The organism is Streptomyces sp. NPDC054932, from assembly GCF_053610205.1.
This window is the reverse complement of record NZ_JBSGXU010000322.1, coordinates 1-5,412: the sequence shown is the minus strand read 5'-3', so window position 1 is coordinate 5,412 and position 5,412 is coordinate 1. Positions and strand designations below refer to the sequence as shown.

Here is a 5,412-nt window from a genome sequence, read left to right as displayed (position 1 = left end):
TCGTAGATGTGTAGAAGAGACAGGAGGGGGGCGCCGCCTTCGGCGTATCGGTACCGGCGGGGCGGGACTCAGCCCCGCGGGGACCCGGCGTCCGGGACGACCGCGTCGGAGACGGGCCGCTCCGCGGCCTTCGTCTCGACCGGCTTGCGCAGCGCGATGTTCAGCTCACGCAGACGGGCCTCCTCCAGCACCGTCGGCGCGCCCATCATCAGGTCCTGCGCGTTGCCGTTCAGCGGGAAGGCGATGGTCTCGCGGATGTTCGGCTCGTCGGCCAGCAGCATGACGATGCGGTCCACGCCCGGGGCGATGCCGCCGTGCGGCGGGGCGCCCAGGCGGAACGCGCGCAGCATGCCCGCGAACTCGCGCTCGACGGTCTCGGCCTCGTAACCGGCGATCTCGAAGGCCTTCAGCATGACCTCGGGCTCGTGGTTGCGGATCGCGCCGGAGGACAGCTCGATGCCGTTGCAGACGATGTCGTACTGCCACGCCAGGATGTCCAGCGGGTCCTTCTCCTCCAGGTCCTTCATCCCGCCCTGCGGCATGGAGAAGGGGTTGTGGGAGAAGTCGATCTTGCCGGTCTCCTCGTCCTTCTCGTACATCGGGAAGTCGACGATCCAGCAGAACCGGAAGACGTTCTCCTCGAAGTGGCCGGCCCGCTTGGCCGCCTCGACGCGAACGCCGGACATGATCTTGGAGACCTCGTCGAAGTCGCCCGCACCGAAGAACACGGCGTGACCGGGGACCAGGCCCAGGCGCTCGGTGAGGACCTTGAGGTTCTCCTCGGTGAGGAACTTGGCGATCGGGCCGGTCAGCGAACCGTCCTCGCCCACGCGGACCCAGGCCAGGCCCTTGGCGCCCAGCGAGATCGCGTACTCGCCGAGGCCGTCGAAGAACTTGCGCGGCTGCGCGGCGGTGTCCGGGACGGCCAGGGCACGCACGTGCTTGCCGGCGAACGCCTTGAACTCCGAGCCCTCGAACACGTCGGTGATGTCGACGAGCTCCAGCTTGGCGCGCAGGTCGGGCTTGTCGTTGCCGTACTTCAGCATCGACTCGCGGAACGGGATCCGCGGGAACGGCGAGGTGACCTCGCGGCCGTTGCCGAACTCGGTGAAGAGCTCGGTCATCAGGCGCTCGATCGGCTGGAAGACGTCCTCCTGCTCGACGAAGGACATCTCCACGTCGAGCTGGTAGAACTCGCCCGGCGAGCGGTCGGCGCGGGCGTCCTCGTCGCGGAAGCAGGGCGCGATCTGGAAGTACCGGTCGAAGCCGGAGATCATCAGCAGCTGCTTGAACTGCTGCGGCGCCTGCGGCAGGGCGTAGAACTTGCCCGGGTTCAGGCGGGACGGCACCACGAAGTCACGGGCGCCCTCGGGGGAGGTCGCGGTGAGGATCGGCGTCGCCATCTCGTTGAAGCCGAGGGCCACCATCTTCGAGCGGATCGACGCGATGACGGCCGAGCGCAGCATGATGTTGCGGTGCATGCGCTCGCGGCGCAGGTCGAGGAAGCGGTACTCCAGGCGCCGCTCCTCGTTCACACCGTCGTCGGTGTTGATCGTGAACGGCAGCGGGGCGGCCGCGCCGAGCACCTCGACCTCGGAGACCTCGATCTCGATCTCGCCGGTCGGCAGCTCCGGGTTGACGTTGTCGGCGCCGCGGGAGACGACCTTGCCGTCGATGCGGACGACCGTCTCCTTGGTGACGCTGCTCAGCGCCTCGTTCGCCGCGGTGCCGGGCCGGGCGACCAGCTGCGTGATGCCGTAGTGGTCGCGCAGATCGATGAAGAGGATGCCGCCCAGGTCTCGACGGTTGTGCAGCCAGCCGCTCAGCCGGACGTCGGCGGCGACGTCAGAAGCGCGGAGCTCGCCGCAGGTGTGGGACCTGTACCGATGCATCAGTCATCCAGTTCTACGCGATACCAGGGTGGATTCAACCGTCCCAAGGTTACCGTCCGGGAAGGTGACGGGTCGGGCACTCCCTCCAGCCTGCGCAAATGCGTCCGCGGGCGCGGGCGAACAGGCACGTAACGGATATGACCTGTAAAGATGGCCGGGTGCGCATCGAGGACGTCCTGGCCGCCATCGCGACCGGCCTGTGGCGATGGGACAACGCCTCCGGGACGGTCACGCTCGACAGCGAGGCCGCCCGGCTGCTCGGGCTGCCCGCCGAGCCCGTGGTGCTGCCGGAGGTCGCCGTACGCTCCCGCTTCCACCCGGTGGACTGGAACGAGATCAACGGGATCGTGAACCTGGCCGTCGCCGAGGGCACGCTCGCCGAGGCCCGGCTCCGGATCATGGACGTGGACGGCCGGGTCCTGCGGACCGTGCGCAGCCGCTCCAAACCGGTGGCGAACCAGACGGCCGACGGGGTCACGGACTACGAGCTGATCGGCACCATCCAGGAGATCGCCGAGCCGCAGCCCGGCACCACGGCCGCGCACACCCCCATCACCGGCGACTGGCGGCGCTCCCGCGAGGCCTTCCTGCTGGACGCCGGGCGGGCGCTGGCCGAGGCCCGGTCCACGGCGGAGGTGCTGCGGGTCGCCGCCTCGCTGTCCATGCCCGGTTTCAGCCCGGACGGTCTGGCCGTCTTCGGCGCGGCCGGGGACCGGCTGTCGATCATCGGGCACCACGGGCACGATCCGTGCGACGAGGGCCCCTTCACGGACATGCCGCTGGAGACGGACTACCCGGCCGCGGAGGTCGTCCGGACGGGCCGGGCGATCTACCTGCCCACCCCGGAGGAGTACAAGCGGCGCTTCCCGGCCGCCTGGCCGCTCGCCCAGCGCTTCGACCGGGTCTCCTGGGCCTTCCTCCCGCTGATCGTGGCCGGGCGGACCATGGGCGCCTGGATGGCCGCCTTCAAGCACCCGGCGTCCTTCTCCCCCGACGAGCGGTCCGTCCTGACGACCGTGGCCCGGATGCTGGCCCAGGCGCTCCAGCGCGCCGGGGTGGCCGAGTCCGAGCGGGAACTCACCACCGGCCTGCAGCGGTCGATGATGCCGCAGCTCGGCCCGGAGATCCCCGGCATGCGGATCGCGGCGCGGTACGTGCCCACGGGCGGCGGGCTCCAGGTCGGCGGCGACTGGTACGACATGATCCCGCTGCCGTCGGGCAGGTTCGCGCTGGTCATCGGCGACGTGCAGGGCCACGACGTCCGGGCGGCCGGGCTGATGGGCCAGCTGCGGATCGCCGTACGGGCGTACGCGTCCGAGGGCCACCGGCCGGACGCGGTGCTCTCGCGCGCCTCCCGCTTCCTGGCCGGTCTGTGCTCCTCGCAGGAGTCCGACGCGTACGAGGACGACGGCGCCCGGGACGACGGAGCCCGGGACGACGGAGCCCGGGACGCCGACTTCCAGAGCCCGCGGTTCGCGACCTGCCTGTACGTGGAGTGCGACCCGAGGACCGGCCTGCTGGAGGTGGCCCGGGCCGGCCATCCCGATCCCGCGATCCGGATGGCGGACGGCACCGTCCTGATGCGTCCCACCGCGGGCGGACTCCCGCTCGGGATCGTCCCCGACACCGACTACCCCACCACGCGGTTCACCCTGGAACCCGGCGAGACGATGATGCTCTGCACCGACGGGCTCATCGAGACCGGCGGGCACGACCTGGAAACCGGCTGGGCGCGGCTGCGCGCGGTCCTGGAGTCCGACGCGCACGACGGCTCCTCCCACTTCGACCCCCCGCATCTGGAAAGACTGGCCGACCTGCTGGTCCAGGCCGTGCACGGACCCTCCTCGCACCACACCACCGGCCCGCTGGCCGACCGCCGCGAGGACGACATAGCGGTGGTGCTGCTGTGCCGCGAGAGCGCGGCCTGCGACTGCGGCACCGCGCAGGCGCACCCGGCCCGCCCCGCGCGCCGCACCGTACTGACCGTGGCCCAGGTGGAACCGGAACGGATCGCGGGCGTGCGCCAGCAGATCCGGGAGCTGCTGCACGACTGGGCCGACCCCGACCAGGTGGATTCGGCGGTGCTGATGGTCTCCGAGATGGTGACGAACGTCCTGACGCACACCGACGGCGACGCGCTGCTGGTGGCGGAGGCGGTCGGCGAGCTGGGCGCACGCCGGCTGCGCGTCGAGGTCGCCGACGGCAGCGACGAGCTCCCGCACAAGCGGCAGCCGGGAGAGATGTCCTCCAGCGGCCGCGGCGTGCTGCTGATGGAGATGCTGGCCGACGCGTGGGGCGTGGACCCACGGGGCGAGGGCAAGTCGATCTGGTTCGAGCTGCACGAGCAGTCGAAGACGGACGCGGACCCGGTGTTCTGACGCGTCCCCATGCCCGGGCGGCGCCGGCGGGTGCGTGATTGGATACGGCGGTGTCCGATCCCCTCCTGCCCGAGCCCGTGCGGCGGCTCGCCGCCTGGTGCGGCGTCGTCCTGCTCGTCACCGCCGTCCTCGCCGTCGGCGTGTGGCTGTGCATCGTCTTCGAGGCCGCCGTGACGCCCGTGCTGCTGGCCGTCCTCGGCACGGCCCTGCTCGGTCCGATGCACCGGCGGCTGGTCCGTATGGGGATGAACCGCTCGCTCGCCGCGGCCCTGACCTGCCTGGCCGTGGTCGCGGTCGTCGGCGGGGCGACGTACGTCGTCGTCCTCGCGCTCATCGAGACCGGCGACCAGATCATCGACGCGCTGCGGCGGGCCGGCGAGACCCTCGCCGAGCACTTCGGGGCGGTGGGCACCTCGCTGGAGGACATCACCGCGAACTCCAAGGACCTGCTCGCGAAGTTCGGCGGTACGGCCGCCTCGGGCGTGGTCACCGGGCTCAGCGTGGTGGGCTCGATGATCGCGATGGTGCTGCTCGCGCTGGTGCTGATCTTCTTCTTCCTGCGCGACTCCGACGGGGCCGTGGGGACGCTGCGCTCGATCGTCCCGAGCCGCTCGGGCGACCTGATGGAGGCCATGGGGCGGCGCGCCTTCGAGGCCGTCGAGGGCTTCATGCGCGGGACCACCTTCGTGGCCCTGGTCGACGCCCTACTGATCGGCGCGGGGCTGCTCGTCCTCGATGTGCCGGGTGCGCTGGGGCTGGCCGCCCTGGTGTTCGTGACGGCCTACATCCCGTACCTGGGCGCCATCCTGTCGGGCGCGGTGGCGGTCCTCGTCGCCTTCGCCGACCGGGGCTGGATCATCGGCCTGTGGGCGCTGGGCCTGGTGCTGCTGGTCCAGATGATCGAGGGCTACGTCCTCCAGCCCGTGGTGCAGAGCCGCACCGTGCAGATGCACCCGGCCGTGGTGATGCTGGCCATCACCGCCGGGGCCAGCGTCGCCGGGATCCTGGGGATGCTCCTGGCGGTGCCGCTGACCGCCGCCGTCTTCGGGGTGATCTCGGAACTGCGGGGCCGGTACGCCGAAACGACCGCCCCGCCGGTCGACCCCGCCTAGCGGAGGGCCGGGCGGACTCCCCGCGGGGAG

Annotated in this window: 3 protein-coding genes; 2 read left to right on the top strand and 1 reads right to left on the bottom strand. The window is 71.4% G+C overall.

What is annotated here, in order from left to right; all coding sequences use genetic code 11:
* Positions 1 to 68 precede the first annotated feature (68 nt).
* Complete coding sequence (gene aspS, locus ACWGE1_RS39915) at positions 69 to 1,892, bottom strand: aspartate--tRNA ligase (RefSeq protein WP_453425372.1); 1,824 nt, start codon at positions 1,890 to 1,892, stop codon at positions 69 to 71.
* Positions 1,893 to 2,050: 158 nt separating this feature from the next.
* Between aspS and ACWGE1_RS39910 the strand changes: the two genes are divergently transcribed.
* On the top strand, positions 2,051 to 4,270 hold the full coding sequence (locus ACWGE1_RS39910; RefSeq protein WP_453425373.1) for a SpoIIE family protein phosphatase: 2,220 nt from the start codon (positions 2,051 to 2,053) through the stop codon (positions 4,268 to 4,270).
* A gap of 50 nt (positions 4,271 to 4,320) precedes the next feature.
* The gene (locus ACWGE1_RS39905) at positions 4,321 to 5,382 is read left to right on the top strand and encodes an AI-2E family transporter (RefSeq protein WP_453425371.1); all 1,062 of its coding nucleotides are present in this window, start codon (positions 4,321 to 4,323) and stop codon (positions 5,380 to 5,382) included.
* Positions 5,383 to 5,412 lie beyond the last annotated feature (30 nt).